The sequence below is a fragment of the Herbidospora daliensis genome, from assembly GCF_001570585.1.
Lineage (GTDB): Bacteria > Actinomycetota > Actinomycetes > Streptosporangiales > Streptosporangiaceae > Herbidospora > Herbidospora daliensis.
Genome location: NZ_BBXF01000006.1, coordinates 181,103 through 205,540, shown reverse-complemented (window position 1 = coordinate 205,540; position 24,438 = coordinate 181,103). Strand labels below are relative to the sequence as shown.

The 24,438-nt window shown below is 71.3% G+C and carries 28 protein-coding genes and 1 tRNA gene; 14 read left to right on the top strand and 15 right to left on the bottom strand.

All coding sequences use genetic code 11. The features are described 5' to 3' along the window. Positions 1-54 precede the first annotated feature (54 nt). The 6 genes from AW274_RS29210 to mtnB are packed head-to-tail and all read left to right on the top strand — an operon-like array spanning position 55 to position 5,160. Positions 55-1,086: an ABC transporter permease gene (locus AW274_RS29210; protein ID WP_083974995.1), complete on the top strand. Its 1,032-nt coding sequence runs from the start codon at positions 55-57 to the stop codon at positions 1,084-1,086. After that, on the top strand, positions 1,083-1,973 hold the full coding sequence (locus AW274_RS29205; protein ID WP_062438579.1) for an ABC transporter permease: 891 nt from the start codon (positions 1,083-1,085) through the stop codon (positions 1,971-1,973). The genes AW274_RS29210 and AW274_RS29205 overlap by 4 nt, the downstream gene beginning before the upstream one ends. Then, complete coding sequence (locus AW274_RS29200; RefSeq protein ID WP_062438574.1) at positions 1,960-2,949, top strand: s-methyl-5-thioribose-1-phosphate isomerase; 990 nt, start codon at positions 1,960-1,962, stop codon at positions 2,947-2,949. The genes AW274_RS29205 and AW274_RS29200 overlap by 14 nt, the downstream gene beginning before the upstream one ends. After that, the gene (locus AW274_RS29195; RefSeq protein WP_062438571.1) at positions 2,946-3,896 is read left to right on the top strand and encodes a nucleoside hydrolase; all 951 of its coding nucleotides are present in this window, start codon (positions 2,946-2,948) and stop codon (positions 3,894-3,896) included. Before AW274_RS29200 ends, AW274_RS29195 begins: the two co-directional genes overlap by 4 nt. Then, entirely contained in the window at positions 3,893-4,552 is a 660-nt protein-coding gene (gene mtnC, locus AW274_RS29190; RefSeq protein ID WP_062438567.1) for an acireductone synthase, read from the top strand. The genes AW274_RS29195 and mtnC overlap by 4 nt, the downstream gene beginning before the upstream one ends. Continuing rightward, positions 4,549-5,160, top strand: a complete 612-nt coding sequence (mtnB, locus tag AW274_RS29185) for a methylthioribulose 1-phosphate dehydratase (RefSeq protein ID WP_062438564.1) — start codon at positions 4,549-4,551, stop codon at positions 5,158-5,160. The genes mtnC and mtnB overlap by 4 nt, the downstream gene beginning before the upstream one ends. On the opposite strand, the gene mtnK is transcribed toward mtnB, so the two are convergent. The 3 genes from mtnK to AW274_RS29170 are packed head-to-tail and all read right to left on the bottom strand — an operon-like array spanning position 5,157 to position 8,369. Beyond that, on the bottom strand, positions 5,157-6,323 hold the full coding sequence (gene mtnK, locus AW274_RS29180) for an S-methyl-5-thioribose kinase (protein ID WP_062438561.1): 1,167 nt from the start codon (positions 6,321-6,323) through the stop codon (positions 5,157-5,159). The two genes, mtnB and mtnK, sit on opposite strands and share 4 nt — an antisense overlap. Then, complete coding sequence (locus AW274_RS29175; RefSeq protein ID WP_198169477.1) at positions 6,310-7,284, bottom strand: ABC transporter permease; 975 nt, start codon at positions 7,282-7,284, stop codon at positions 6,310-6,312. The genes mtnK and AW274_RS29175 overlap by 14 nt, the downstream gene beginning before the upstream one ends. Further along, positions 7,281-8,369: a substrate-binding domain-containing protein gene (locus tag AW274_RS29170; protein WP_083974993.1), complete on the bottom strand. Its 1,089-nt coding sequence runs from the start codon at positions 8,367-8,369 to the stop codon at positions 7,281-7,283. Before AW274_RS29170 ends, AW274_RS29175 begins: the two co-directional genes overlap by 4 nt. Positions 8,370-8,454: 85 nt before the next feature. On the opposite strand from AW274_RS29170, the gene AW274_RS29165 reads away from it, so the two are divergent. Continuing rightward, complete coding sequence (locus AW274_RS29165) at positions 8,455-9,018, top strand: 1,2-dihydroxy-3-keto-5-methylthiopentene dioxygenase (protein WP_062438553.1); 564 nt, start codon at positions 8,455-8,457, stop codon at positions 9,016-9,018. Here the strand turns inward: AW274_RS29165 and AW274_RS29160 are convergent. After that, positions 9,015-10,037: a M24 family metallopeptidase gene (locus AW274_RS29160; RefSeq protein ID WP_083974991.1), complete on the bottom strand. Its 1,023-nt coding sequence runs from the start codon at positions 10,035-10,037 to the stop codon at positions 9,015-9,017. The two genes, AW274_RS29165 and AW274_RS29160, sit on opposite strands and share 4 nt — an antisense overlap. Before the next feature lie 107 nt (positions 10,038-10,144). On the opposite strand from AW274_RS29160, the gene AW274_RS29155 reads away from it, so the two are divergent. Beyond that, positions 10,145-10,564 (top strand): hypothetical protein, encoded by a 420-nt coding sequence (locus AW274_RS29155; protein ID WP_157520788.1) that lies wholly within the window; start codon positions 10,145-10,147, stop codon positions 10,562-10,564. Positions 10,565-10,582: 18 nt separating this feature from the next. On the opposite strand, the gene AW274_RS29150 is transcribed toward AW274_RS29155, so the two are convergent. The 6 genes from AW274_RS29150 to AW274_RS29125 all read right to left on the bottom strand — a co-directional run bounded on the left by AW274_RS29150 (position 10,583) and on the right by AW274_RS29125 (position 15,810). Further along, a complete protein-coding gene (locus AW274_RS29150; RefSeq protein ID WP_062438546.1) occupies positions 10,583-11,506 on the bottom strand; it encodes a spermidine synthase in 924 nt (307 codons plus the stop codon). Further along, positions 11,503-11,883, bottom strand: a complete 381-nt coding sequence (gene speD, locus AW274_RS29145) for an adenosylmethionine decarboxylase (protein ID WP_062438542.1) — start codon at positions 11,881-11,883, stop codon at positions 11,503-11,505. Before speD ends, AW274_RS29150 begins: the two co-directional genes overlap by 4 nt. After that, positions 11,880-13,064 carry a type III PLP-dependent enzyme gene (locus AW274_RS29140; RefSeq protein ID WP_062438539.1) on the bottom strand — a complete coding sequence of 395 codons (1,185 nt, stop codon included), beginning with the start codon at positions 13,062-13,064 and terminating at the stop codon, positions 11,880-11,882. The genes speD and AW274_RS29140 overlap by 4 nt, the downstream gene beginning before the upstream one ends. 258 nt (positions 13,065-13,322) lie before the next feature. Then, entirely contained in the window at positions 13,323-14,159 is an 837-nt protein-coding gene (locus AW274_RS29135) for a helix-turn-helix domain-containing protein (protein WP_062438536.1), read from the bottom strand. Positions 14,160-14,179: 20 nt separating this feature from the next. Continuing rightward, entirely contained in the window at positions 14,180-15,259 is a 1,080-nt protein-coding gene (locus tag AW274_RS29130; RefSeq protein WP_157520787.1) for a sensor histidine kinase, read from the bottom strand. Positions 15,260-15,279: 20 nt separating this feature from the next. Further along, positions 15,280-15,810: an MmyB family transcriptional regulator gene (locus tag AW274_RS29125; RefSeq protein ID WP_157520786.1), complete on the bottom strand. Its 531-nt coding sequence runs from the start codon at positions 15,808-15,810 to the stop codon at positions 15,280-15,282. Positions 15,811-15,896: 86 nt separating this feature from the next. On the opposite strand from AW274_RS29125, the gene AW274_RS29120 reads away from it, so the two are divergent. Beyond that, on the top strand, positions 15,897-16,730 hold the full coding sequence (locus AW274_RS29120) for a helix-turn-helix transcriptional regulator (protein WP_062438522.1): 834 nt from the start codon (positions 15,897-15,899) through the stop codon (positions 16,728-16,730). Between the two features lie 47 nt (positions 16,731-16,777). On the opposite strand, the gene AW274_RS29115 is transcribed toward AW274_RS29120, so the two are convergent. Continuing rightward, positions 16,778-16,849: transfer RNA gene (locus tag AW274_RS29115), tRNA-Arg, on the bottom strand. 122 nt (positions 16,850-16,971) lie between these two features. Here AW274_RS29115 and AW274_RS29110 point away from each other — a divergent pair. The 3 genes from AW274_RS29110 to AW274_RS29100 are packed head-to-tail and all read left to right on the top strand — an operon-like array spanning position 16,972 to position 18,532. After that, positions 16,972-17,373, top strand: coding sequence for a response regulator transcription factor (locus AW274_RS29110; RefSeq protein ID WP_198169476.1), 402 nt, complete (start codon positions 16,972-16,974; stop codon positions 17,371-17,373). 15 nt (positions 17,374-17,388) lie between these two features. Next, positions 17,389-17,955, top strand: coding sequence for a hypothetical protein (locus AW274_RS29105; protein WP_062438516.1), 567 nt, complete (start codon positions 17,389-17,391; stop codon positions 17,953-17,955). Positions 17,956-17,965: 10 nt separating this feature from the next. After that, complete coding sequence (locus AW274_RS29100) at positions 17,966-18,532, top strand: DinB family protein (RefSeq protein ID WP_062438513.1); 567 nt, start codon at positions 17,966-17,968, stop codon at positions 18,530-18,532. Here the strand turns inward: AW274_RS29100 and AW274_RS29095 are convergent. Together AW274_RS29095 and AW274_RS29090 are read right to left on the bottom strand one after the other, a co-directional pair. Further along, positions 18,511-19,815 carry a glycoside hydrolase family 16 protein gene (locus AW274_RS29095; protein WP_198169475.1) on the bottom strand — a complete coding sequence of 435 codons (1,305 nt, stop codon included), beginning with the start codon at positions 19,813-19,815 and terminating at the stop codon, positions 18,511-18,513. The two genes, AW274_RS29100 and AW274_RS29095, sit on opposite strands and share 22 nt — an antisense overlap. Positions 19,816-19,954: 139 nt before the next feature. Further along, positions 19,955-21,097 carry an ROK family transcriptional regulator gene (locus AW274_RS29090; protein WP_062438506.1) on the bottom strand — a complete coding sequence of 381 codons (1,143 nt, stop codon included), beginning with the start codon at positions 21,095-21,097 and terminating at the stop codon, positions 19,955-19,957. A gap of 106 nt (positions 21,098-21,203) precedes the next feature. Here AW274_RS29090 and AW274_RS39600 point away from each other — a divergent pair, with 106 nt between their 5' ends. After that, positions 21,204-21,374 (top strand): MbtH family NRPS accessory protein, encoded by a 171-nt coding sequence (locus AW274_RS39600; protein WP_083975055.1) that lies wholly within the window; start codon positions 21,204-21,206, stop codon positions 21,372-21,374. A gap of 41 nt (positions 21,375-21,415) precedes the next feature. Beyond that, a complete protein-coding gene (locus tag AW274_RS29085) occupies positions 21,416-21,820 on the top strand; it encodes an SRPBCC family protein (RefSeq protein ID WP_062438502.1) in 405 nt (134 codons plus the stop codon). Here the strand turns inward: AW274_RS29085 and AW274_RS29080 are convergent. Next, positions 21,804-22,787, bottom strand: coding sequence for a LacI family DNA-binding transcriptional regulator (locus AW274_RS29080; RefSeq protein ID WP_062438499.1), 984 nt, complete (start codon positions 22,785-22,787; stop codon positions 21,804-21,806). The two genes, AW274_RS29085 and AW274_RS29080, sit on opposite strands and share 17 nt — an antisense overlap. After that, entirely contained in the window at positions 22,784-24,157 is a 1,374-nt protein-coding gene (locus AW274_RS29075; protein ID WP_062438495.1) for a GH1 family beta-glucosidase, read from the bottom strand. Before AW274_RS29075 ends, AW274_RS29080 begins: the two co-directional genes overlap by 4 nt. Positions 24,158-24,438: the final 281 nt, after the last annotated feature.

Sequence of the window (24,438 nt, the reverse complement as noted above, 5' to 3'; positions counted from 1 at the left end):
GCGCAAAACGGGCCGGATGACGCCCCTCAGGAAACGGCGGATCGGGGGGCTCTTGTGAGCGCCCCCGTCGTCGCCCGCCGGGTGGTGGCCTCCGCGCCCGTCGTGGCGGTGGCCGGGGCGCTTCTCCTGACCACTCTCGTGATGCTGGTGGTGGGTGTCGATCCCACCCTGGCCTATCCGGCGCTGGTCAGAGGGGCCCTGCTCGACGGGAACCTCGAGTACACCGTCGCCGCGTTCGTGCCCACGCTCGGCATGGCGCTGGCGTTCGCCCTGCCGCTGCGGGCGGGGGAGTTCAACCTCGGCGGCGACGGCCAGCTCGCGATGGGCGGGGTGACGGCAGCGGCCGTCGCGCTGCTGGTGCCGCTGCCGCCGGGCGTGGCCGTCGTGCTGCCGCTGGCCTTCGGCGCTCTCGCGGGCGGGCTGGTGGCCGTGGTCGCGGCGCCGCTCAGCACCCGCCTCGGCATCCCGGCCATCGTCAGCACCCTGCTCGTCAGCGCCCCGGCCGTCTCGCTGGCCTCCTACCTGGTGCGTTTCCCGCTGGCCGAACCGAACACGGGCCTCGCGCAGACCCCGGCGCTGCCGGAGGCGGCCCACCTGCCCGCCCTCGGCGGCAGCGGCTACCTGACGATCGGCCTGCCGCTGATCGTGGTGCTGACCGCCCTGTGGTTGTACGCCAACGGCCGGACCGTGCTCGGCTACGAGATCCGGGCCACCGGCCGGAACCGCGAGTTCGCCCGCTACGGCGGGGTCGGGGTCGACCGGGTGGCCGCCCTCGCGCTGGCGGGCGGCGGCGCGTTCGCCGGGCTCGCGGGGGCGCTGATCGTGCTGGGGCCGCCGCACCGGTTCGTCGACGGCGCGCTCACCGCGCCCGGGTACACGTTCACCGCCGTCGCGGCGGTGCTGCTGGCGGGCGCGCGGCCGGTGGTGGTGCCGCTCGCCGTGGCGCTGCTGACGTTCCTCCAGGTCGGCGGCCAGGGCATGGAACGGGAGGCCGGCGTGCCGAGCCAGCTCACCCAGATCGTGCAGGGGCTGATCATCGTGATCGTGGCGGTGCTCGCGACCCTGCGGGCCAGGAGGGCGCGGTGAACGTCTTCGAATGGTCGTTCCTGGCCGGGGTGCTGACCGCGACCGCGCCGGTGCTGCTGGCCGCGCTCGGCGGGCTGCTCTGCCAGGTCGCGGGCGTGTTCAACATCGCGCTGGAGGGCCAGCTGCTCTGGGGCGCGTTCGTCGCCGTCGTGGTCAGCGACCTGACGGGCAGCGCGTGGACCGGCGTCGCGGGCGCGGTCGCCGCGACCGTGTTGTTCTCGGCGTTGTTGTCGGGGCCGTCGGTGGCGTTGCGGGCCGACCCGATCGTGGTCGCCGTCGGGCTCAACCTGCTCGCGCTCGGGCTGACCGCGTTCCTGATGCGGCAGATCTTCGGCAGCGGCGGCACCTACAGTTCCCCCGACCTGGCCGGCCTGCCCGACCTGGGGGAACTCGGCGTCGACGTGCCCGTGCTGAGAGAGCAGTCGCCGCTCGTGCCGGTGGCGCTGCTGCTGGTCGCCGTCATGGCCTTCTGGCTGACCCGGACCCGGTCGGGCCTGCGGCTGCGCGCGGTGGGCCAGCATCTCGACGCCGCCCAGGCCGTGGGGCTGCGCGTTTCCGGTTACCGGCACGGCGCGACGCTGGTCGCGGGCGCGTTGTGCGGGCTGGCCGGGGCGCAGCTCTCGCTCGGCAACGTGACGCTGTTCGGCGAGGGCATGAGCGCCGGTCGCGGCTGGATCGCCGTGGTGGCGGTCATGCTCAGCGGCGTGCGCCCCGGGCGGCTGCTGCTGGCCTGCCTGCTGTTCGGCGTCGCCGAGGCGTTCGGGTTCCGGCTCCAGGGCGCGGGCCTGCCGCAGCAGGCGGCCGACGCCGCCCCCTATGTGATCACCCTGGCCGCGCTGGTGCTCGCCGCCGTCTGGAGAAGGAAGGCCACCCGTGAACACGCCTGAACTGGCGAACTCGGTCAGGCTGACCGGCGACGCCGTGGAGATCCTCGACCGGCGCGTCTACCCGTTCGAGCGGAGCTGGGTGCGCTGCACGACCAGCGACGAGGTCGCGCGGGCGATCAGGGACATGGTCACGCAGAGCTCGGGCCCGCTGTTCGCGACCACGGCCGCGATGGTGCTGGCCGCCCGTTCGGTCCGGCACGAGCCCCGCGAGGCGGCCCTCAAGGAACTGCGGGCGGCCGGCGACCGGCTCGTCGCCACCCGTCCCACCAACAACCACATCCGCGACGCCGTCGCCGCGATCCTCGGGGAACTGCGCGAAGGAGACCTGGCCGAGCAGGTCGAAGCGGCGGCGGCCGCCCACGACCAGGCTTATCGCGACCGGTCGGCGGCCCTGGGCCGGCACGCCGCCGGCCTGCTGCCCGACGGCTCGACGGTGCTGACCCACTGCTGGGCCGACCACTACCTGATCGCCACCGTCCAGGCCGCCCAGGACCAGGGCAAGTACCTGGAGTTCGTCTGCACCGAGACGCGCCCCTACCTCCAGGGCGCGCGGCTGACCGCGGCGACCCTGGTCGAGATGGGCTACGAACCCACCCTGATCACCGACGGCATGGCCGCCGCCGCGCTGGCTAACCGCGTCGCCGATGTCGTTTTGGTCGCGGCCGACCGCGTCACCCTCGACGGCCACGTGATCAACAAGGTCGGCACGCTCGGCGTCGCCCTGGCCGCGCACCGGTTCGGCGTGCCCTTCCACGCGCTCGTCCAGCGCCCCGACCCGCAGGCCCCGACCCCCGCCGACGTGGTGATCGAGCACCGCGACCCCGACGAGGTGCTGCACGTCCTCGGGGTCAGGACCGCCGCCCACGGCGTCACCGGCCACTACCCGGCCTTCGACACGACACCACCTGACCTGGTCACCCGGATCGTCACCGAACAGGGCGCCTTCCGCCCGGAGGATGTGAGACAAGCACTATGACCAGGCGCATCGTCGTCGACACCGACACGGGCATCGACGACGCCCACACGCTGCTCTACCTGGCGGGCCGTCCCGACGCCGAGATCGTGGCGCTCACCTCGGTGTTCGGCAACTGCGTCGAGCCCGACGCCGCCCGCAACATCGCCTACGTCACCCGCCTGCTCGGCCTCGACGTGCCGATCGCCCGGGGCGCGGCCGAACCGCTGACCGGAACCGCGCACATCGCCGGATACGTCCACGGCAAGGACGGCCTCGGCGACGTCGGCTACGACCGCCCCCTGCCGGAGACCACCGGCGAGAGCGCCGCCGAACTGCTGGTGCGGCTGGGCCGGGAGCAGCCGGGCGAGCTCGACCTGCTGGCCCTCGGCCCGCTGACCAACCTGGGCCAGGCGCTGCGCCTCGACCCGGAGCTGTTCACCCGCTACCGCTCGGTCGTGCTGATGGGCGGCTCGGGCCCGTACGCCCCGCCCGGCAGCCTGCTCATGGTGGACGCGAACATCGACAACGACCCGGAGGCGGCCCGCGCGGTCTTCTCGGCCCCGCGCAACGAGCTGGTCATGGTGGGCGTGAACGTCACCGCGACCACGATCCTCGACGAGGTGGCCGTCAACGCCCTGCGGGCCGCCGGCACCCCGGTCGCCCGGTTCGCGACCGAGATCCTCGACGCCTATCTGGACTTCTACCAGAACGAGTGGGGCCGCCGGATCATCCCGCTGCACGACCCCCTGGCGGCCGGCATCCTGCTCGACCCCGCGTTCGCGACCGCGTGGGTGGACGGGCCGGTTAACGTACGGACCGACGGTTTCCTGGCCAGGGCCAGGCTGATGCGGACGCACGACGGCCTGCCGCCGGCCTTCCCCTACCAGCCCGCCCCGCCCACCAAGGTGATCACCGAGGTGGACGCGGCCCGCTTCGTCGCCGACTTCGTGGAGGTTCTGACCCGATGAGCTGGATCGTGCTGGACATCGAAGGCACCACGAGCTCGACCGAGTCGGTGCACGTCGGCCTCTACTCCTACGCCCGCTCGCGCCTCGGCCCGTGGATCGACGCCCACCGCGACGACCCCGAGGTCGCGCGGGCGGTGGAGGAGACCGGCGGCGCGACGACCGAGGAGACCGTCGCCATCCTGCACGGCTGGATGGACGGCGACGTCAAGGCCACCCCGCTGAAGACCCTCCAGGGCCGGATCTGGGCCGCCGGGTTCGCCGGCGGCGAGCTGACCGCCCACTTCTTCCCCGACGTCGCGCCCGCGCTGCGCAGGTGGCACGCCGAGGGCCGCCGCCTGGCCGTGTTCTCGTCGGGCGCGGTCTCCAGCCAGCGGCCGTGGTTTCGGCACAGTGCCGATGGAGACCTCTCGGTGCTGGTCGAGCACCACTTCGACACCGTCAACGCGGGCCCCAAACGCGAGAGCGCCTCCTACGAGCGCATCGCCGCCACGCTGGGCGATGACGACCTGCTGTTCCTGTCGGACGTGCCGGCGGAACTCGACGCCGCGGCGGCGGCCGGCTGGCAGGCGATCGGGCTGCGGCGGCCGGGCGAGCCCGCCGAGCGGGCCGACTTCGGCGGCCACCGGGTGGTCACGAGCTTCGAGGAGATCGTATGAACAGGGAAGACGTGCTGGCCGCCGGGGGGCGGCTGGCGGCGGAGTCGGCCAGGTACACCGCCATCGGCTGGATGCGCGGCACCTCCGGCAACCTGTCGGAGGTGCTCACCCGCGACCCGCTGCGGCTCGCGGTCACCGCGAGCGGCCTCGACAAGGGCGAACTCACCCCGTCGGACGTCGCCGTGGTCGGCGAGCGCGGCGAGCCGGTCGCGGTGGCGGGCGTCGAACCGCTGACCCCCTCGGCCGAGGCCGGTCTGCACGCGCGGGTCGCGGCGGTGACCGGCGCCGACGCGATCGTGCACGTCCACGCGCTGAACGCGGTGGTGGCGGCCCACCACTGGCCGAAGGGGGTGCTCCTGAAGGACGTCGAGACCCTCAAGGGCATCGGCCGCCTGGCCCACGACGACGAGGTCGTCATCCCCGTCATCGAGAACAGCCAGGACATGACCGAACTCGGCGACCGTTTCGAGGCCGGGTACGACCCCGCGACGCCCGCCGTGATCGTCGCCAACCACGGCCTCTACACGTGGGCGCCCACCCTGCACCGCGCCCGGCACGTGACCGAGTGCGTCGAATGGCTGCTGTCCTACCGGATCGCCATCCGTTAGGAGAGCAGGTCGCCGACCCGGTCGAACAGATCCCGGCCGGGTTCGGCGGTCAGCAGGTGCCGGGCCGCGCGCAGCGACCGCCTGATCGCCACGGCCCGCTCGGGCTCGGGCAGCGTCTCGATGTCGCTGACCCGGGCAAACCCGATGATCCGCCGGGCCGCCTTGGCCGCCCCGAACACGGCCGCGTCCGCGCGCACCGTGGCCAGGTAGCCCTCCAGCACGCCGTCGCCGTAGATCCGGGGGTCGACCCGCTCGGGCCACGACGCCCGGAACTCGGTCTCGAAGGCGGCCCAGGTCTCCTCGGCCAGCCCGAGCACCCATCGGGCGTGCGCGTCGTCTCCCTGGACGAAGCCGCGCGCCGCCGCGAGCACGTAGTTGCCCCACAGGGCGCCGAGGTCGAAGCCGACCGGGCCGTAGAAGGCGAACTCGACGTCGAACGCCCGGGTCGAGCCCGGCTTCACCAGCACCGAGCCGGTGTGCAGGTCGCCGTGGATCAGCGCCTCGGCGCGCGTCATGAACGCCAGCTTGGCCAGCCCGATCGCGGTCCGCACCTCGGGGTCGCCCGCGTAGGCGGCGACGTCCGCCTTGGTGGCGGGCAGGATCTTGTTGTGCTCGTGCTCGACGTACGGCTCGGTGAAGACCAGGTCCTCGGTGATCTCGCACAACTCGGGGTTGACGGCGGCGGCCAGGGCGGCCTTGTGCCGGTAGTTGCCCAGGCCGAACACCGAGGTGCCGAAGGCGACCCTGGCGACGTACCGGCCGAGATCGGCGGCGACCCCGTCGGTGCGCACGCCCTCGTTGAGCAGCCCGCGCCAGACCCGGTGGTCCGAGAGGTCCTCCAGGGCGACGACGTGCCGGTCGTGGTCGGCGTCGAGCAGGGCGGGCACGAGGCCCGGGGCCACCCGGCCGTGCTCGGCCAGCACGGCCGCCTCGATGCGGTTGCGGTCGGGGGTGATCGGCCACGCCGGGTCGACCCGGACGTAGGGCATCGACTGCTTCAGCACCACGCCGGGGCCGTTCCCGACCGCCACGGCGAACACGGTGTTCATGTTGCCGTCGCCGATCTCCCGTACCGAGACCGGGTTCGCGAACGCCGCCAGCGCCGGGCGGCTCGCCAGGTAGCCGGGCACGGTGTCGACGGTCAGCAGCTCATAGGCGCTCAACGGAACTCCTGAGGGTGTAGCTCACGACGAGGGCCCCCGCGAGCAGGGCGCCCTGGACGAAGGTCTGGGTGTAGTAGGGGGCGTTCAGCATGGTCATGCCGTTGATCACCACGCCGATGAAGACGGCGCCGACGACCGTGCCGACGGTGTTGGGGCGGTTGGCGCCGAGCACGGCGTAGCCGATGAGGGCCGCGGCCACCGACTGGAGCAGGTAGGGGTCGCCCGCGCCGACGTCGCCGCGGCCGAGCCGGGCCGACAACATGATCCCGGCGACGGCCGCGCAGACGCCCGACACGGCGTAGGCCAGGGCCCGGTAGCGGGCCACCCGGATGCCGGCCAGGCGCGCGGCCTCGGCGTTGCCGCCGATGGCGTAGAGGGCGACGCCCCAGCGGGTGCGTTCGAGGAACAGGTAGACGACCACCGCGACCAGCGCGAACACGATCACCGGGACCGGCACCGAGCCGACCTTGCCGGATCCGATCCAGGCGAAGCCCTCGGTGTAGCGGCCGGGGGCGGGCGCGCCGTCGACGGTCATGCCCGGCGCGACCGACTTCCCGGAGGTGATGATCAGGGCCAGGCCCTGGAACAGGAACATCGTGCCCAGCGTGGCGACCAGGTCGGGGATCCGCGCCACCACGGTGAGCAGCGCGTTCGCCCCCGCGACCAGCAGCCCGGTGAGCAGCCCGACGACGATCGCGGTGCCGCCGGTGAGGTTGAACCGGACCATCGTCAGCGCGGTCGTCATGACGACCGCGCCGACCGCCGCGCCCGCCGACAGGTCGAAGCCGCCCGTGGTCATCGACACGGTCACCCCGAGCGCCACCACCCCGACGATCGCCACCGACTGCAGGATGATCAGCGTGTTGGCGTACGAGGCGAAGGCGGGCCGGAGCACCGCGAAGACGACCAGCAGGGCGGCCAGGATGACGAGCAGGCCGTACCGGTAGAGCAGACGGGTCACGGAGCGGCCCAGGGCACCCGGGCGACGTCGGGTGTGGTCAGTTCGGGGACGGCGCCGGTGAGCTGCTCGATGTTGGCGATGCCGGCGTCGCGCAGCTGCTTCTGGGTGACCAGGGCCGGCGGGATCTTCAGTTCGGGGCCGACCTGCTGCCCGGCGACCAGCAGCGCGGCGGCGCGCACCGCGATCCGGCCGACGTTCGACGGGTCGGTCGTGGCGGTCGCCACCCACGGGCTGTTCGGTTCGGTGATGACGCCGATGTCGGCGGTGGAGACGTCCGCGCCGTAGATCTTGATCTGGTCCTGGAGGCCGAGCTCCTTGACCGCGATGGCGGCGCCCTTGGCGAACTCGTCGTACGGCGCGAAGATCGCCTTCACGTCCGGGTTGGCCTGGAGGGCGGCCTTGGCCTGGTCGGCCACGGCCGAGGCGGTGGAGTTGTTGACCACGCCGATCTGGGCGACCTCCTTGATGCCCGGGTTGTCCTTCTTGAACTGGGTCCAGACCTCGTTGCGCCGGTCGAGGGGGGCGAAGCCCGAGACGTACACGTAGAGGACGTCGCCGGTCCCGCCGGTGTCGGCCTTCAGCGCGCCGAGCGCCAGTTCGGCGATCTTGTGGTCGTCCTGCGTCAGCGCCACGGCCTCAGGCGTGCCCGGGTCGACGTCGAAGGCGACCAGCGGGACGCCGGCGTCGGCGGCCTTCTTGATGGCGGGCTGGACGGTGTCGGCGAACCCGTGGTCGACGATGATCGCGTCGGCTTTCTGCTGGACGGCCTGCTCCAGGTTGAGCGCCTGCTTGTCGTTGTTGCCGTCGCCGCTGGAGACCTCCAGCGTGATCTTGAGGGCCTGCGCCTCGGCCTGCGCCCCAGCGAGCCACTGCTCGAAGTAGTCGCCGGAGGAGAGCTGACGTACGAGAGCGACCCGCACTCCCCCGGCGGCGAACCTGGCCGGCACGGAGGCGGTGGGCGACGCGACCGGAGCCGCCGGAGCGGACGAGGGCGCGGAGGTGGTCGTGGAGGTTCCCTGGGAGCATCCCGCGAGCGCCAAAACGCCCAGGAGAAGGGATGCGCCGAGAAGTCGTGCGTGAATCACACACGGATGCTAGGCAGCGCCCGGGAGAATTGTCCACTTTTCAAGTAGGATTTACTCAGATAGCCGCTGATTAGGGACGACAGTCATGACCTACCTCACCGTGTACACCGACGGACCGGCCCCCGAGACCCTCCTGCGCACCGATGACCAGGCCGAGATCGCGACGAGCCTGAAGGAGATCGGCGTCCGCCTGCGCCACTGGGAGATCGTCGACGGCCTCGACGGCGCCACCCAGGACGAGGTGCTCGCCGCCTACCGCGACCAGGTCGCCGCCGTCGTCGCCGAAGAGGGCTACACCTTCGTCGACGTCGCCCAGCTCGGCCCCGACGCCCCCGCCGACGTCGCCGCCGCGGCCCGCGCCAAGTTCCTCAACGAGCACACCCATGACGACGACGAGGTGCGCTTCTTCGTGTCGGGCTCGGGCATCTTCTACCTGCACGTCGACGGCAGGGTGCACGCCGTCTTCTGCGAGCCCGGCGACCTGCTGAGCGTGCCGAAGCAGACCACCCACTGGTTCGACATGGGCACCAGGCCCCACTTCACCGCGATCCGCTTCTTCCACGACGACGACGGCTGGGTCGGCGACTTCACCGGCGACCCCATCGCCGCCCGCATCCCCGACTACGACACGATCGCGGCCGGCCGCTAGAGGTCGAGCAGCTGCTCGTAGAAGCCGCCGAACCCGCGCTCGGCGTCGACCAGGTGGATCTCCAGGATCCAGTGGGCGACCCGGCCGGCCTTGTCGGTGCGCCGCATCGGCGTCGTGTTGCCCTCGGCGACGTACGACTCGATGTCGTCGGCGTCGATCTTCTCGTGCGGGAACTCCCCGACGAGGTGCCCGGCGTGGACGTGCCCGAGCACCCAGCCGCGCTCCCGGGCCAGCCGGTCGACCTCGGCGAACAACCGCGCGCCCGTCATCTCGGGGTCGGCGGCGAAGAACCGCCGCCCGGCCTCGAACACGACCGGCAGGTCGGCGGCCAGCCGGTGCTTCACCGGGTCGTCGCCCAGGACGTAGGTGCGCCCGAGGTCGGCCTCGAACTCCTCGAAGATCGGCCCGAAGTCGCAGAACAGGATGTCGTCGGCCTCGACGACCCGGTTGGGCGGGTTCTCGCGGTAGGGCAGCAGCGTGTTCGGCCCCGACCTGACGATGCGCTTGTGCCAGTGGCGGGTGGTGCCGAACAGCTCGTTGGCCAGGTCGCGGACGGCGTCGCTGAGGTCCTTCTCGGTCAGGCCCGGGACGATGAGCTCCCGCTTGACGATCTCGTCGAACAGGGTGACCGCGTTGGCCTGCGCCGCCAGCAGCCGGGCGGCCCGGAACTCCTCGGCGGTGGCCGCGTCGACGTACACCCACGCCTTCTCCCCCGACCGCAGGTCGGCCTTGACCCGCAGGTAGTCGTCGACCTCGTAGGCGTCGGCCGCGGCCAGGTCGTCGGGCGTGAGGGTGAAAACCATGCCCTCGACGGCGTCACCCGGGTCGTGCGAGGGGACGGCGACGGGGTGCTCGTCACTGCCGCTGTCGGCGACGACGGAGGCGTCGGTGATCTTCACCGTCTCCAGCCGAAACCCGAGCAGGGCGTCGGAGCGGCCTTCGAGCTCCCGGCCGAACCGGGCCCGCTGGACCTGCGGGAGCCGCAGCGTGCCGTAGGAGAAGAGCAGATGATCAGACAAGGCGAACCCCCATCACGACGCCGACCTGAGTCCGCAGGATATAGGGGACGAAGGTGAGACCTCCGGACGCCTTGACCCCCCGGCCCGCCATCTCCGACGGTGCAGGGGTGAGAACTGTCGCGGCCTCGCGTGCCGCCGTCGTCGTGGCCATCGGGGCCGGCTGGCTGGCCTGGCTCCCGTTCGCCTACGCCGGGATCGTGTACTCCGGCAACTGGACCGTGTACGCGGCCCCGGTCGCCATCGGCGGGGCCATCGCGCTTCTCGCGTCGCTCGTGTGGCTGCGGGCCGACACGAACCGGTGGATCTCCTGGCTCGCGTTGTGGTTCACGGTCGTCAGCGTCGGCGCCACCGGGTGGAGCGGGGGCGGGCGCCTGGGCGGCATCGTCCTCGCCGTCGTGGGCGTGGTCCCGGCCCTGGTGATCAGCTGGGGCTTGTTCCGGCTGGGGGCGGCCGGCGGAAGAAGGGCCCCGGACGTGGTCCGGGGCCTTTCGGCGGTCAGCCTTCGGGGAGCCAGAGAACTGCGCTGACCCCGCCGACCGTGAGCGTCACGATCGGGGCGACGGGCCCCCGAAAGGGCGGCGTCGCCAGGCCTTCGGGTATTTTCCCCGGATCTCCAGCGGGGGGACGAGGGCGGCGTCCAGGGTCCGGACGTCGATGCTGGCCGGGCGGTACGACAACGTGCGGAGGCGGTTGCCCATCACCGCGTGGGGGCGGTCGACGGTGTCGCGGCGGCCGCTGATGAAGGCCCACTCGTGGGCCGCCGAGCCGAAGTAGACGACCGTCGGGAACGCCGCGATGAAGTTGTGCCATGAGCGGCGCAGGGTGGTCTGGCGCCACATGGTCGGGCAGCCGGCCTGGGTGGCGATGACGCCGCCGGGGGCCAGCGCCCGCGCGCACAGGGTCAGGAACGTCGGGCTGTAGAGGCGGTCGTGCTGGGCCGTGCCGCCGTCGGTCTCGTCGGGGAGGTCGACGATGACGACGTCCCAGGTCTGGCCGGCCGCGACGGCGGCCTCGACGAAGGCGTAGCCGTCTTCGTAGTGGACGTGGATCGGGCCCTCGTCGCCCTCGGCGGCGGCCAGTTCCTTCTCCGTGTAGCCGTAGGGCAGGCGGCTCGCGCACAGCTTGACCGCCTGCTCGTCGATGTCGACGTGGTCGACCCTGGTCGCGCCGCAGGCGACGAGCATCTGGCAGGCGACGCCCTCGCTCGATCCGATGACGAGGCAACGATCGACCCGGTCGGCCAGAAGCACCGGCGGGATGGTCAGCGCCTCGTGGTAGACCTGCTGGGTCTGCTCGCTGCTCTGCCGCTCGCCGTTGGCGAACAGGGTGATGCCGTGGGCGGTGCGGGCGAAGTCGAGCGTCTGGAACGGGGTGATCTCGCTGTGGATGACCTCGTCGACGCGCCAGAGCCGTTCCATGCCGTCGGCGATGGGCTCGGCGACCCAGGTGGTGCCGTTGATGGTGATCATGCGCGTACCTCCGACGAAGGCGGGTCGCCGCGGCGGATCACCTGGACGGTGACCTCGCCGGGCTGGAGCTCGTGGGTGAGCAGGTCGACCGCGGTGCGCGGGTCGGCCGTGCCGCAGGTGAACACGTCGACGAACACGGCGGCGTGCTCCGGGTAGGTGTGCAGCGACGCGTGGGACTCGGCCAGCAGCGCCAGGATGGTGACCCCCTGGGGCATGAACCGGTGCGAGCTCATCTCCAGGATGGTCGCCCCCGCCGCGGCCAGCGCCCGCTTGAGCGCGACCTCCAGGTGGGCGAGGTCGTCGAGGAGCCCGGCGTCGACCCCCCGCAGCTCGGCGAGCACGTGACAGCCGGCGAACTCGCCGATCGCGACGGTCATCGTTCCTCCACGCAGAACGTGGGGAGCGCGGGCAGCCCGTTCACGGCGGCGCACGAGTAGCTGGAGGTGTACGCCCCCGCGTCCAGGATCTCCACCACGTCGCCGGGCGCCAGCGCCAGGGGGAGTTCGTACTGGACGCGCTGGTAGATCACGTCGTCGCCGTCGCTGGTCGGGCCGGCCAGCACGACCGGGCCGGTGGGGCCGGTCACGCCGGGGGTGCGCAGCCGGTAGGCGATGGCCTCGTTCTCGGTCTCGACGAGGCCGTTGTAGCGGCCGACGTCCAGGAACACCCAGCGACGGTGGTCGGCGGCCCGCCCTTCCCTGACGGTCACCACCTCCGAGCGGATGATCCCGGCCGCCCCGACCATGGCCCGTCCGGGCTCCAGAAGCAGGCGAGGACGGTCACGGCTGCCGAAGTGCCGGTTCACCGAGGAGTTGACCGCCTCGCCGAACACCTCGATGAGGGGCCGGTTCCCGAACGCGGGGCTGGGGTTGTACGAGATCGGCAGGCCGCCGCCGAGATTGATCATCGGCAGCCTGACCCCGGCCGGCTCCAGCTGCAGCGCGATCTTCGCCGCCGCCGCGATGCCGACGTCCCAGGCGTCGGGGTTGCACTGCTGCGACCCGACGTGCCAGGTGAGGCCGAGCGGCCGGAGCCCGTTCGCCGCGGCGTCGGCGAGCAGCTGCGCGGCGGCGTCGGGGTCGCAGCCGAACTTGCCGCCGAAGGGCATCACCGCATCGGGCGGGTTGACCGCGATCCGGCAGAAGACGTTCGACCGGGGCGCCCACCGGGCGATGTGGGCCAGGTCGCGGGGGTTGTCGAAGGCGAAGGTGCGGACGCCGAGCCGGTAGGCGGCGGCGATGTCGGCGGCCTTCTTGACCGGGTTGCTGTAGCTGAGGAACCGGCCGGGCACGCCCCGGGAGAGGCAGCGCTCGACCTCGCCGATGCTGGCGACGTCGAACCCCGAGCCGAGGTCGAACAGCGTGGAGATCACTTCGGGTGCGGCGTTGGCCTTGACCGCGTAGAGGATGCCGGCGCCGGGGAACGCCCCGGACAGCGCGCGGTAGGCCGCGGAGACCGTTGGCAGGTCGACGAGCAGAGAAGGACTGGGCAGGTGATGGGTTCTGGCGTACGCGCGTGCGCGGAGAATGGCCGGCTCCGGCTGGGGTGACGCGCTCATTGGACCGACTCTGGGCGGAAGTACGGGTGCAGGGGCTCCATCGGGACTTTCTCCGATTCCGAACTACTACCAATTCAGGCAGGCCCGAGAGTAGTCAAGTACCTTGACACGGTTAGTTGATATTTCGACAAAGCATCGTCGTTACCATTTCGTGACAAGCGAAAGCCGGCCGGTCCGCGTGACGAAACCCCTGCTCAGAGCGTCACGCGAGACACCGGCCGGCTCACGCCGGAACGACTTCTCTATACAGATCGCGGATTATGCGATCGATGCCGGAGTGGCCTCGGTGGCGAGTTCCCGCAGCGCCCATTCCGAATGGCTGCCGGGCTCGGCCGACAGGGAGACGAATTTCTGGCCGGTGCCGCTGACCGACAGCACCTCCCACGTCAGGCTGAGGTCGCCCAGCCGGGGATGGCGCAGTTCCTTGATCTCGTTGCCGCGCGCCTGGACCTCGTGCAGCGCCCAGATACGGCGGAACTCCGGGCTCGCGGCGGTCAGTTCGGCCACCAGGCCCCGGAGGTAGGGGTCGTCGGGGTCGGCCGCCACGACGGTGCGCAGCTGGGCCGTCTTGGCGCGGGCGGCCTTCTCCCAGTCGGGATAGAAGTCGGCCGCGACCGGGCTGAGGTAGATCATGCGCACGCAGTGGTCGATGTGCGTCATGCCCTCGTACAGGGCCTCGAGGAGAGGATTGTGGGCCAGCACCTCGAAGCGGCGGCCCAGCACCAGCGCGGGCGCGTGGCGAGACAGGTTGACCAGGCGCAGCAGGCTCGGGCTGACCTGGTCCATGACCCCCGTCTCCGGTTGCGGCCGGGCCCACGGGTGGGCCAGCGAGTAGAGGTATTCGGTGGCGTCGGATTCCAGCCGCAGCACCCGGGCCAGGGCGCTGAGCACCTGGGCGGAGGGGTTGCGTTCGCGGCCCTGTTCCAGCCGGACGTAATAGGAGTTGCTCACTCCGGCGAGCATCGCCACCTCCTCGCGCCGCAGCCCCGGTGTGCGGCGCGAGGGGGCGTGCAGGAAGCCCGCCTGGGCTGGACTGGTGGACGCACGCCGGGCGCGCAGGAAGTCGCCGAGGAGATTGTTGCTACCGTTGTCCATTTCATCACCATATGTACGAATTAGCGGACTACTGCAGGGTCGTCTGCGCACGTGTCGGCGACGGCGCCGAAGAGCGGGATCCACAACACGAACCGGGCCCCCGCCACCGAGTCCTCCAAGGTCAGCTTGCCGCCGTGGCGGTGCGCGATGTCGCGGGTGATCGCCAGGCCGAGGCCGCTGCCGCCCGCGTCGAGGCGCCGGGCGTCGTCCAGTCGGACGAACCGCTCGAAGACCCGCTGGCGGTCGGCGGGCGGGATGCCCGGACCGTCGTCGGTGACGGCCACCGCCGCCTGGTCGCCGACCGTGGTCAGGCTGAGGCGAACCGAGGTGGCGGCGTGCCGCCGGGCGTTGCCGAGCAGGTTGGTCACAGCGCGGATGAGCTGGATGCGCGACCCGCAGATCCACATGTGACCCTCGACGTAGAGCCGGACCGGGACCCCGTGCCCGCTCCGGTTCGCCCGCGCGGTCTCCTGGACGAGCAGTTCGGTCAGGTCGACGAGCTCGTGCGGGACGGCGGTGTCGGCGTCGTCGACGCTCGACTGGGCGAGCAGGTCGGTGACGATCGTCTCCAGCCGGTCGACGGACGACAGGGCCGCCCGCAGGCTGCGCCGCGGATCGGTGTCCTCGGGGTGGTCGATGGCGTCCTCCAGCTCGGCGCGCAGGCCCGCCAGCGGGTTGCGCAGCTCGTGGGAGGCCAGGGCGGCGAACCCGCGCTGCCGGGCGACCGCCCCCTCCAGGCGGGCGAAGGTGAGGTTGGCGGCCCGGACCAGCTCGGCGAACTCGGCGCCCCCCGGCGGCACGGCCAGTCCCCGGCCCAGGTCGTTGGCGGTGATCTTGTCGATGTCGCCCTGGATGGCCCTGATGGGCCGCAGCGCCCGGCCGACGGCCCACCAGGTCCCGGCCCCCGCGACGGCGGTCAGCACCAGGCCCGACCCGATCAGCAGCAGTTCCAGGTCGTGCCCGTGGAGGGACAGGGAGGGGTGGAGGGGCATGACGATCGCGTCCAGCGTGATCAGGACAGCCAGGACGGTCAGGACCAGCAGCAGGGTCGCCGTGGTGCAACGCGTACGGATGGATCGGGACGGATGGACGATGGTCACGTTGACCTCCGGTCGTTCGTTCAACTGGCCGTCGCGGCCAGGCTGCCCAGGAGACTGAGCGAGTGTTCCGACGGGCTGCCGGGCTCGGCCTGGAGGGCGAGAACCCGGTAGCCGGGCAGGCGGACGACGTCGAGGACGTCGCAGAAGAGCGTGAGTTCGCCGACCACGGGGTGGCGCAGGCGCTTGACCCGGCGGGCGTCCGACGACAGGTCGTGCCCGGCGTAGATCCGCCGGAAGTCCCGGCTGCCCTCGGTGAGCTCGCCGAGCAGGTCGTCGAGGCCGGACGCCTGTCCTTCGGCGACGATCGTGTGCAGGACGTCGATCGCGGCGGCGGCGATGTGCGTCCACTCGGTGAAGAACTCGGTCGCCGCCGGGTCGAGGAAGACCAGCCTGAACAGGTTGTCGGCATGGCTCAGCCCGCCGAGCAGCGCGGCGCCGAGATCGTTGGCCGCGCGCACGTTCATCACCGGGTCGCAGAGCAGGACGGCCAGGTCCTGCCAGTCGTCCATGAGCCCCCGAAGGCCCGGATCGGACGGGAAACTGCTGTTCATGCCACCGAACGTAAGCCGGATCGCCTGACCGTGGGTGGCCGTGGCACACCCAGGCAAAACAGACATAGGGCGCATAAGGTGCGTATATGGAAACCGACAGAAAGCTCGGCGAGTTCCTCCGGGCCCGGCGCGAGATCACCGCTCCCGCCCGAGTCGACCTCCCGGACGCCGGCTCCCGCCGCACCCCCGGCCTCAGACGGGAGGAGGTCGCGATGCTGATCGGCGTCAGCACCGACTACTACGTCCGCCTGGAACAAGGACGCGAACGCAACCCCTCCGACCAGGTCATCGCCGCCCTGACCGAGGTCTACGCCCTCGGCGCCGACGCCGTCGCCCACCTCTACGCCCTGGCCAGGGGCCCCTCACCCGCCGACCCGGAGGAGAGCCCCTCCGACGAGGTCAGCCCCCACCTGATCCGCCTGATGGACAGCTGGCCCCGCACCCCCGCCTTCATCGTCAACCAGTACATGGAGACGGTCGCCCTCAACCCCTCGGCCACGGCCTTCTACGAGAAGGGCCTCGGCCGCACCCCGAAGATCGGCAACAACACGCTGCGCGCGATGTTCTTCGACCCCGTCGCCCGCGAGTTCTACGCCGACTGGGAGTCGACCGCCAGAGCCAAGGTCGCCCACTTCCGCGCCAACGCCGGCCGCAACCTCCACGACACCCGCATGTCGGACCTGATCGAGGAACTGACCGACCAGAGCCCGGAGTTCCGCGACGCCTGGGCCCGGTACGAGGTCCAGATCGAACCGGGCCGGACGCGGCGCTTCCGGCACGAGCTGGTGGGGGAACTGGCGGTCAACTGCGAGGTGTTCTCGCTGGCGGGGTCGCCGGGGTTGCACCTGATCACTTTTCAGGCGGGACACGACGGGCACTCGGCGGAGGCGCTGGACGCGATGTGCGGGGACGTGGCCTGAGAACGAGGAAACCCCCACGACCGGGGTCGTGAGGGTTCGGATTCAGGTGCCCCCTGCAAGATTCGAACTTGCGCTCCCGGCTCCGGAGGCCGGTGCTCTATCCCCTGAGCTAAGGGGGCTCAGGAACAAGCCTAGGTTACCAGCACTCCACACCCCCTTCGCACACCGTTATGCGACGCGCCCGGGCACACATCCCCCGAAAACCCCGCGCCCGCCGTCCCTCCCGGGTAGCCTCGCGGCCGTGGGTGAGGTTTTGGGGCGCGTACTGGTCGTCGACGACGACGAGGTCATCCGGCAGCTCATCGCGGTCAATCTGACCTTGGAGGGCTTCGATGTCTATACAGCCTTCGACGGGCAGGACTGCCTCGATCGGGTCAGGGAGGTCGATCCCGACGTGATCACCCTCGACGTCATGATGCCGCGGCTCGACGGGTGGGAGACGGCCACCAAGTTGCGGACCGATCCGCGCACCACCCACGTCAAGGTCGTGCTGATCACGGCGCGGGCGCAGGAGGACGACAAGCGGCGGGGGCTCGGCATCGGGGTCGACTCCTATCTGACCAAGCCGTTCGATCCGGCCGAGCTGATCCAGGTCGTCAGAGACCTGGCGGTGGCGGCCAGGCGCCGGGCGCAGGAGATCTAGCCCTATCGTCTACGCATGACCTTCGAGCTGGCCCTCTGGTACGAACCCGAACCGATCTCCAAGGAGGAGGCGCGGGACCGGTACCGGAAGGTCCGGATCCCCGAGGACGTCAGCCGGAGTCTCGCCGCCGCCCTGCCGGGCGGCACCGTCGACGGGGCGCTCGTGTCGGGGCCCGACGAGGCCGTCGACGAGGTCGGGAACGCCGCCTTCGAGTTCGCCCGCGAGCACGGGCTCGTCTGTTACGACGCCCGCCGCCACCTGATCCACAACCGGGAGCCGCTGGGGGCGTACCGGGAAGTCCAGTTGCACACCGGTGACGGCGTCAACGCCCTCGATCCCGACCTCAATCTGGTCAACGACGTGCTGGAGACCCTGTCGGCCGAGAATCCGTTCATGGCGCTGGTCGTCTACGGGCACCATTTCATCCAGGTCTCCCCCGGCTACGAGGTCGACTTCAAGGAAGAGGGCGTCATCAGGTCGACGTCCACGACCGACAAGGAGCAGGTCCGGCGGATGGTGCTGCTCTACCTCGTCGGCGACCGGTCGTTCCTCGACGCTCATGAGTGGACGGTCCGGGGGTAGTGCCCCGGGCATGGAACTGCGCACCGATCGGGTCGGCCTGCTGCTCGACCAGCTGGAGAGTTCGATCAGCTTCACCAGGGCCCGGCTGGCCGGCCTGACCGACGACGAGTACTTCTGGGAACCCTCCCCGGGCAACTCCTGGACGGTCAGGAGACGGCTCGACGGCGACGTGGACGTCTACGGCAAGGGCGACTGGATCGCCGACTTCAGCCCCCACGAGCCCATCCCGCCGCCCGTCACCAGCATCGGCTGGCGGATGACGCACCTGCTCGCCTGCTTCGAGATGCGCTGGGACTGGACGTTCGGCAACCGGCGCCTGCTCTTCGACGACCTGGAGATCCCCCACACGGCCGACGACGCCCAGAAGCGGATGTTCGAGAGCGTCGAGCGGTGGATGGAGGACGTCGACGGGCTGACCGAAGGGCAGCTCGACACCGTGGGGTTCAGCCAGTTCCCTGCGGGGCTCGACCCCACGGTGCCGTTCATCTCGATCGTCTGGTGGCTGAACCGGGAGTTCGTCCACCACTGCGCCGAGGTCGCGCTGCTGCGCGACCTCTACCGGGAGAAGCTGAAGTAGTTGAGGTTGACGAAGTCGGCCGGCTGGCCGCTGCTGAAGGTGAGGTAGACGGTCTGGGTGCCGCTGACCGCCGAGATGTTGGCCGGCACGGTCCGCCACGACTGCCAGCCGCCGGTGTTGCCGACCGACATCTGCCCGATGATCGTGCCCGTGGGGCTGCCGAGCCTGACCTGCACGAGCCCGCTGACCCCGCCGGCCGCGCCGGAGGCGACGCGGGCGTTGAACTGGGTCTCGCCGCTGAAGTTCACCGTGTAGCGCAGCCAGTCGCCGTTGGAGATGTAGGCGACGTTCTGGCCGCCGCCCGAGTCGGTCGTGGTCTCCAGCTGGGTGCCCTGCTGGGCGGCGTACGACTCGGCCTGGATCACGCCGCCGGTCGGGGGCGGCGATGACGGGGGCGGGGTCGTGCCGGTGCCGCTCTGCCAGACGGCGACGTAGTCGACGACCATCGGGCGGCCGCTGACGGTGGCGGAGGTCGGGGTGCCGAACCCGGCGACGCCGTTGGGGAAGCCGCCGCCCATGGCCACGTTGAGCAGCAGGAAGTAGCCCGCGTGGCTGGTCATGTTGTTCCAGGTCGTCGCGTCGAACTGGTTCTGCGACAGGGTGTGGTAGTTGACGCCGTCCACGTACCAGCGGAACTGGTTGGGCGTGATCGAGCGGTCCCATTCGAACCGGTAAGTGTGGAACGCCGACTGGCAGGACGAACCGGGGCAGGTTCTGAAGGCCCCCAGGCCGTTGGTCTCGTTGCACGGGCCGCCGGGTGAGACGCCGCAGTGCAGCACGGCCCAGACCTGGTTGATCCCGTTGACGTTCTCCATGATGTCGAACTCGCCGATGCCGGGCCAGTTCCAGTAGTTGCCGCGGTAGGGCGCGCCGAGGGCCCAGAAGGCGGGCCAGTAGCCGAGCGCCGCGTTGCCGGTCACGTTGGGCATCTGGATCCGGCCCTCGATGCGCAGGATGCGGCCGGAGGCGGGCTTGAAGTCGGCGCGGCGGCTCTCGATGCGGGCGGAGGTCCAGTTCTGGCCGCTGCCGATCGGGGTGATGCGCAGGTTGCCGCTGCCGTCGAGGCTGAGGTTGCTGGTGCTGGACGTGTAGTTCTGGATCTCTCCGGTGCCCCAGTTGGCGGGGCCGCCGGGGTAGGCGTGGCCGGTGTCGATGATCCAGTTGGTGGACGAGGGCAGCGTGCCGGCCGAGCCGTTGAAGTCGTCGGACCAGACGAGGGTCCAGCCCGAGGGGGTCGAGGGGACGGCGGCGTTGGCGACGCCGATGCACAGGACCGGGACCATCAGTGCGGCGATCCACCCGATCAGAGAGCGTTTACCGACTCGTAAGGTCGCCATCGGAACCTTTCGGGACGTGGGAAGTCGCAGATTGCCGTTACTGTGCGCTCGGCTTCACACGTCGTCAAGGCCCAAGGTGAAGGTTTTAGAGAGCGCTCTCCACGTTCGGGCTCTGAACATGCGCGAGCGCTCCGAGCACTCCGGCGCGCTCTCCCAGTTCACCCTTCACCACGTTGACCGCGCGGGCCGCGCTCGGGATGGCCAGCCGGCCGACCACGGTCATGATCGGCTCGATCAGCAGCGGACCGGCCTCGGCCAGCGCCCCGCCGATCACCACCAGGCCCGGGTTGAGGATGTTGCACAGGCTCGCCACCGCGACCCCGAGGTGCCGCCCCGCGTCGGCGATCACGCGGCGGCAGCCGATGTCGCCGCCGTGCGCCAGCTCGACCAGCCGCGACACCGTGACCTGCCCGTGGGTCGGCCGGACCAGGTCGATCAGCTGCTGGCCGCCGGCCAGCGTCTCCAGGCAGCCGCGGTTGCCGCACCGGCACAACCGGCCGTTCTCGTCGATGGTGATGTGGCCGAGCTCCCCGGCCGTGCCGGTGGCCCCCCGGTAGAGCAGCCCGTTGATCAGGATGCTCGCCCCGACCCCCGTGCCGATCTTCATGTACGCCACCTCGCGCCACCCCTTGGCCGCCCCCCACGTGGCCTCGGCCAGCGCACCGAGGTTGGCGTCGTTGTCGACCACGACCGGCACGCCGAGACGTCGTCCCAGCTCGGCGGCGGGATCGACGCCGGCCCAGCCCGGCAGTATGGTGCTCGACCCCATGATCCCCGTCTCGGGGTCGATCGGGCCGGGCAGCCCGAGCCCCACGGCCTTGATCTCGGCGCGGTTCACGCCCGCCCGCCCCAGCAGCCCGACGATCAGGCGTTCGGCCGCCGCCAGGCCCTCGGGGGCGCGGGCCCCCACGTCGAACGGCATCGCCTCCTCGGCCAGCACGCGGTGGGACCGCTCGGCCAGCGCCACCCGCAGGTGCGAGTGCCCGAAGTCGACGCCGACCACGAGCCCGGTCTCGCGGGCCGGGGAGATGAGGTGACGCCGCCCGCCGGCCTGGGAGATCTCCACCAGCCCCGCGTCGCGCAGTTCCCTGACGATGGTCGAGACGGTGGCCGGGGACAGGCCCGTCTGGCGGGCCAGCTGCGCCTGGGTGAGGGCGCCCGACTTACGCACCGTTTCCGTGATCAGGCGGCGGTTGGTCTCCCGCAGAGCCGTCAAGGAGTTGGCCATCGAAAGATCTCCCTTGTTCAGGGATTGAACGTACACCTCTTGACGTTCCAGTGGAACGGGTGTTCTCTGAACAGAGAGCGCTCTCAGTCGGTGGAAAGGGGCAGTTATGGCCCCCCGTACGTTCAAGGTCATCATGGATGGGGAGGGGAACTACTCCCTCTGCCCCGCCGATCGCGAGCCCCCTGACGGGTGGGTGGCGACCGGCGTCGACGGCGTGTTCCAGGAGAACCTCGACCACGTCGCCGCGCTCTGGGGCATCGACGGGAAGATCGTCTGAGCCCCGTGAGTCCGCTCCGGGAAACACGGTAGGGTCCCGCCGTGGCCTCCGTCAGAGTCGAACTGCCGATCGACGCCCCGCCCGATCACGTGTGGGACGTCATCCGCGACATCGGGGCCGTCCACGAGAGGCTGCTGCCCGGCCGCGTCGCCGGCACGGCGATCGAAGACGGCCGGCGTCTCCTCACCTTCCCCGACGGCAACGTCGTCACCGAGCTGATCGTCTCTCTCGACGACACGGCCCGGCGCTTCTCCTACGCGGTCGTCGAGGGCGCCCGGCCGCCGCTCACCCACCACCACGCCTCGTTCGAGGTGCGGCCCGACGGGGTGCTCGTCTGGACGGCCGACTTCCTCCCCGACTCCGCCTACGCCGACGTCGAGATCCGGATGCGCTACGGCGCCGCCGAGATGAAGACCGCGATCGAGAACGCTAGGCCGACTCCCTGACCACCAGCTCGGTCGGCAGGATCACCGACGGCTCCCCCGGGTTCAGCAGCAGCCTGACCAGCTCGCGCCCCATGCGCATGGTCGGCTGCCGGATCGTGGTCAGCGGCGGGTCGGCGTAGGGCGCGGCCGGGACGTCGTCGTAGCCGATCACGGCCACGTCGTCGGGCACCCGGCGGCCCGCCTGCCGCAGCGCCCGCAGCGCGCCCAGCGCCATCATGTCGGAGGCCGCGAACACCGCGTCGAGGCCCGGGTCGTCGTCGAGCAGCTGGGTCATGCCCTCGAAGCCGCTGTCGCGGGTGAAGTCGCCGATCGCGATGATCGAGCGCCTCCCCGAGTCGCGCAGCGCGTTCCGGTAGCCGGTCAGCCGGTCGATCCCGGCGACCATGTCGGGCGGCCCGGCGACGGTGGCGATCCGCCGGCGGCCCGACTCCAGCAGGCGCCGCACCGCCGACTCCGCGCCCCCGACGTTGTCGATATCGACGTACGGGAGAGAGGACCCCGTCAGGGGCCGCCCGCTGCACACCACCGGGATGCCCCGGCGGGCCAGCGCGGCGGGCAGCGGGTCGGCGCCGTGCATCGAGGCGACGATCACCCCGTCGACGTGGCCCGAGGTCGTGTAGCGCTCGACCCGTTCGTGCCCGCGCGACGATCCGGCGAGCATCAGGACGACCTGCTTGTCGGCCGCGTCGGCCTCGGCCGAGACCCCGCGGATGATGCCGGCGAAGGTCGGGTCGTCGGAGAAGACCCGGACCGGCGGCTCGGAGAAGACCAGCGCGATCGAGTCGGCCCGCTGGGTCACCAGCGACCGGGCGGCCTGGTTGGGCACGTAGCCGAGCTCCTCGACGGCCCGCTGGACCGCCACGCGGATGTGCTCGGCCACCGTCGTCGAGCCGTTGACGACGCGGGAGACCGTCGCGCGGGACACGCCCGCGCGGGCGGCCACCTTCTCCAGGGTGGGCCGGCTCACGCCAGGCCGTTCCTGCGGATCACCTCGGCGTACCACTTGGCGCTGTCCTTCGGGACCCGCTCCTGGGTGGCGTAGTCGATGTAGACCAGGCCGAAGCGCTTGTCGTACCCGAAGGCCCACTCGTAGTTGTCCAGGAAGCTCCAGACCAGGTATCCGCGCAGGTCGACGCCGGCCTCGATGGCGGCGTGCGCGGCCCGGAAGTGGGCGTCGAGGAATTCCACGCGCCGCCTGTCGTCGACACGGCCCCCGATGAGCGTGTCGTCGAAGGCGGCGCCGTTCTCGGTGATCATGAGCGGCACGCCGGGGTAGTCGCGGGACAGGTTCACCAGCAGTTCGGTGAGGCCCGCGGCCTCGATGGGCCAGCCCATGGCGGTCTTCGGACCGTCGGGCACGGGGAAGCCGATGCCCTCGCTGCCAGGGAAGACCGGGTTGGCGGGCTCGCCGGGGCGGGGCTCGGTGAAGGTCGGGTTGTAGTAGTTGACGCCGAGCAGGTCGATCGGCTGGCTGATCACCTCGAGGTCGCCGTCGCGGACGAACGACCAGTCGGTGAAGCGGGCGGCGCGGGCCACCACGTCGGCCGGGTAGACGCCGCGCAGGATCGGGTCGAGGAAGATCCGGTTCATGATGCCGTCGGGCACCGCCACGGCGTCGGGGTCGGCGCCCCTGACCGGCGAGAGCGCGTGGGTGATGCTGATCTGCTTCGCGCCGAGGGCGCGCAGCTCGCGGGTGGCGAGCCCGTGGCCGAGCAGCAGGTGGTGGGCGGCCTCGAAGGAGGCGGCGGGGTCGGTGCGGCCGGGGGCGTGGATGCCGGCGGCGTAGCCGAGGAAGGCCGAGCACCACGGCTCGTTCAGGGTCGTCCAGGTCTCGATGCGGTCGCCGAGGCGGCGGTGGACGGCGGCGGAGTACTCGGCGAACCGCTCGGCGGTGTCGCGGTTGGTCCAGCCGCCCCGGTCTTCGAGGGCCTGCGGCAGGTCCCAGTGGTAGAGGGTGACGATCGGGGTGACGCCGGCCGCGTGGAGGTCGTCGACGAGGCGGTCGTAGAAGTCGAGGCCGTGCGGGTTGGCCGGGCCGCTGCCGCTGGGCTGGACGCGCGGCCAGGCGACCGAGAAGCGGTAGGCCGACATGCCGAGCGAGGCCATCAGCGCGACGTCGTCGCGGTGGCGGTGGTAGTGGTCGCACGCGACCTCGCCGGTGTGGCCCTGGAAGACCTTGCCCGGGGTGGCGCTGAAGGTGTCCCAGATGCTGGGGCCGCGTCCCCCCTCACGGGTGGCCCCCTCGATCTGGTAGGCGGCGGTCGCCGTGCCCCAGACGAACCCCTTCGGGAATTCCAGGATCTCCGCCCCCCTGGCCAGATCCGCCGACACGGTCATGCTGCCGCCCCCACCCAACCGGCCCTCCCTGTGAGAGCGCTCTCAGCCAGCATCCCGGCAAGGCGGCCTCGATGTCAACGCGGGGCGTTCATCACAGTGTTTTCCGGTGACGGATGAGGCTCTGTTGACGCGAGCTTCACGCTGCGTCAACGATCCGCGCCTGAGAGCGCTCTCTATCATGGCTTCCGGAGGAGCCGCCGGGCGGGCCCGCCGGGCCGCGGCGGAACGCCGCCCGCGCGGCCGCGACCGACCGCCGCGGAGTAATGCCGCCTATTTGTTGA

Coding starts and splice junctions, on each gene's coding strand:
- AW274_RS29195 (WP_062438571.1), top strand. CDS start 2,946: ATGACCAGGCGCATCGTCGTCGACACCGACACGGGCATCGACGACGCC.
- mtnC (WP_062438567.1), top strand. CDS start 3,893: ATGAGCTGGATCGTGCTGGACATCGAAGGCACCACGAGCTCGACCGAG.
- mtnB (WP_062438564.1), top strand. CDS start 4,549: ATGAACAGGGAAGACGTGCTGGCCGCCGGGGGGCGGCTGGCGGCGGAG.
- AW274_RS29165 (WP_062438553.1), top strand. CDS start 8,455: ATGACCTACCTCACCGTGTACACCGACGGACCGGCCCCCGAGACCCTC.
- AW274_RS29150 (WP_062438546.1), bottom strand. CDS start 11,506: ATGATCACCATCAACGGCACCACCTGGGTCGCCGAGCCCATCGCCGAC.
- speD (WP_062438542.1), bottom strand. CDS start 11,883: ATGACCGTCGCGATCGGCGAGTTCGCCGGCTGTCACGTGCTCGCCGAG.
- AW274_RS29140 (WP_062438539.1), bottom strand. CDS start 13,064: ATGAGCGCGTCACCCCAGCCGGAGCCGGCCATTCTCCGCGCACGCGCG.
- AW274_RS29135 (WP_062438536.1), bottom strand. CDS start 14,159: ATGGACAACGGTAGCAACAATCTCCTCGGCGACTTCCTGCGCGCCCGG.
- AW274_RS29125 (WP_157520786.1), bottom strand. CDS start 15,810: ATGAACAGCAGTTTCCCGTCCGATCCGGGCCTTCGGGGGCTCATGGAC.
- AW274_RS29120 (WP_062438522.1), top strand. CDS start 15,897: ATGGAAACCGACAGAAAGCTCGGCGAGTTCCTCCGGGCCCGGCGCGAG.
- AW274_RS29105 (WP_062438516.1), top strand. CDS start 17,389: ATGACCTTCGAGCTGGCCCTCTGGTACGAACCCGAACCGATCTCCAAG.
- AW274_RS29100 (WP_062438513.1), top strand. CDS start 17,966: ATGGAACTGCGCACCGATCGGGTCGGCCTGCTGCTCGACCAGCTGGAG.
- AW274_RS29095 (WP_198169475.1), bottom strand. CDS start 19,815: ATGGTCCCGGTCCTGTGCATCGGCGTCGCCAACGCCGCCGTCCCCTCG.
- AW274_RS29090 (WP_062438506.1), bottom strand. CDS start 21,097: ATGGCCAACTCCTTGACGGCTCTGCGGGAGACCAACCGCCGCCTGATC.
- AW274_RS39600 (WP_083975055.1), top strand. CDS start 21,204: ATGGCCCCCCGTACGTTCAAGGTCATCATGGATGGGGAGGGGAACTAC.
- AW274_RS29075 (WP_062438495.1), bottom strand. CDS start 24,157: ATGACCGTGTCGGCGGATCTGGCCAGGGGGGCGGAGATCCTGGAATTC.